Raw genomic sequence first — 2212 nt, forward strand, 5'->3', positions numbered from 1 at the left:
ATTTTTCAAATAATGCTTGAGTGTTTTTTAAAAAAAGTTCATTCATAAAACATCTTCCTTTAAGCGCTTTTTGGTATTTTTTATCATTTCTTCTAGAATTTTTTTCTCTTCTTTAATTAAAGCAATAACCTCGCTAATATATCTTGAGTGATTGATGATAAAACTTAGATTATTAACTATCTCTTCTTTTGTGTTACGTGTTGCAAGGCTTTGAAGTTTTATAAAGTTCGGCTCATTTAAGAGTATTAAAGTAAACACTATATCACCTATACTTTTCCAATTTTTTTGTTCAAACAAAATATATTTAAAATCTGAAATATATTGTTGTGCTAAGTTTATATCTTTTTGTTGAATTTTATTTATGGCTTCCTCGAGAGTATAATTTTGTGCTATAAAGGTGATGTTTTCAATAATATTATTTAGTTTTGTTAAAATTGTTTCGCTCTTTTCTATAAAATAACAGATTACTTGGATATGTTTTTGTATTACATTTAAACTTGAAATAATATTTTTTTTAAATTTTTTTGGACTTTCAAGTTTATCTAAAAACGTTTTATTTTCAATGAGGAGTGTTTCACATACTTCTTTAAAAGGTTTTTCTATGCTTCCTTCTATTCTAGCTCCACCTTCTGTACAATTATAAGTATTAATGATGTGTTTATTGTTTTGTATATCTTCTTCATAAGCTTTTTTATAAATTTCCCAAGCAGCATGAGTATAAACCTCTCCTTTGCCTCCATAAGCAGTTGTTTTTCTATTGTCAAAGTAACATTCATCACAGGAAGATGTATAAGCAAAATCTTCCGGATGGGATTTTTTATCTTTTCCATATGCTAAGTCTTGCCCTATTAAAATGATATTTTTATAGCCCAATTCTATCGCAAAATGATATAAATAGTTTGCTACACTAGAAAATTTTAAGTCTGTGTAGCCGTAATCATCCAATTTAAAACTATGGTTAAAAATACTAGAATTTAAAGTAATAATGAAATTTTTATTGCTTGATCGAATCAAATCAACTGTTTTTGGGTTTGTGTTGCTTGAAAGTAAAAATATAATATCTTCATCAAAATTACTATAATTTTTTTCAAAAAATAGGCTAGAGAAAGTATATTTTTCTATACAGGCAACATAGTCTGGTTTTATGTTATGTTTAGCTAATATAGGGTAACTACCATCAGCACAAAATATTGTTGCATTTTTAGAGTATTGTTTTAACAAAGGAAGTTGCTTGGTGAGACTTGGTCCACTAGCTACTATAATAGCGTTTTTTCCTTTGTTGGAATGTTTAGAAATAAGTTCTCTGGTGCTAGGTTTTTTTAGCATATCATAAAGATTTTTTCCAAAAATTTTTAAAGAATATAAACATGATTCGCTGGAATGAATTGAGCTTTTTATATGTTGTAAAGTTTGAGTGCAAATTTGATGTATATGGTTGATTAGAAAATGATTTTTATAAGGAATTATTGTAAAAATTTCATGGTAAAATAAAATGTTTTGATCTAGAAACATGGTTTTAGCTACAGATGGATTAAAACTTTGAGAATGAAAAATTATAAGTTTTTTGTTTCGAAAAAGTTCACTTAGATCATAGTTTTTAAGAATATAATGTATATTTTTAATGTTGTCTTCGAAGATTACTAGATGTTTTAATTTGTTACTTTCAAAAAGTTCTAAAATATATTTACCTATTCCATAAACAAATAAAGCAGGATAATTTGCATAATGTCTCGTGATCTCTTTTAAAAATAGATTATTATCGACAGTTTCTTCCCAGCTATCGCATGATAGAATTTTTAGTGCTAAATTTTTATCTATATTAAGTATATTTTTTTGTAAAAAATTCATTTATTTGTCCTTGTTAATAGCGTCCAGAAAAGTGTTTAGTGTTTGACTTAATATATCTAGCCAAGATTCTTGTTTTAAAATCCATAATATCATTCTTGCTTTTTTATCTTCTTGAGTTATTGCTGGCATTAAGTAAATTTTTGCAAGTTCTAGTTCAACATCTTTTAATGCAGGAACTAAAAATTCTCCTAATAAAGCAAATTTTTTTTCAAATGAGATTTTAAAATTATGAATTTTATCGTTGACTTTCAAAATTTTTGAAAAATCTAAATCTATAATATTAGGTGTACTTAATATATATTTAATAATATTTTTAAGTTCAATACTAAGTTGTTGAATTTTTTCTAAAATAGAATAATTTACC

The 2212-nt window shown here is 25.4% G+C and carries 1 protein-coding gene and 1 pseudogene; both read right to left on the bottom strand.

Annotated elements, in window-relative coordinates; genetic code table 11:
* Window positions 1–42 precede the first annotated feature (42 nt).
* A complete protein-coding gene (locus CAMP5060_RS07995; RefSeq protein WP_337218195.1) occupies window positions 43–1848 on the bottom strand; it encodes a motility associated factor glycosyltransferase family protein in 1806 nt (601 codons plus the stop codon).
* A pseudogene (locus CAMP5060_RS08000) lies at window positions 1849–2212 on the bottom strand (hypothetical protein); the annotation flags it as partial. It abuts the gene before it with no gap.

It is taken from the genome of Campylobacter sp. 1569 (assembly GCF_024723675.1).
Classification (GTDB): domain Bacteria; phylum Campylobacterota; class Campylobacteria; order Campylobacterales; family Campylobacteraceae; genus Campylobacter_D; species Campylobacter_D jejuni_C.

Coding starts and splice junctions, on each gene's coding strand:
- CAMP5060_RS07995 (WP_337218195.1), bottom strand. CDS start 1,848: ATGAATTTTTTACAAAAAAATATACTTAATATAGATAAAAATTTAGCA.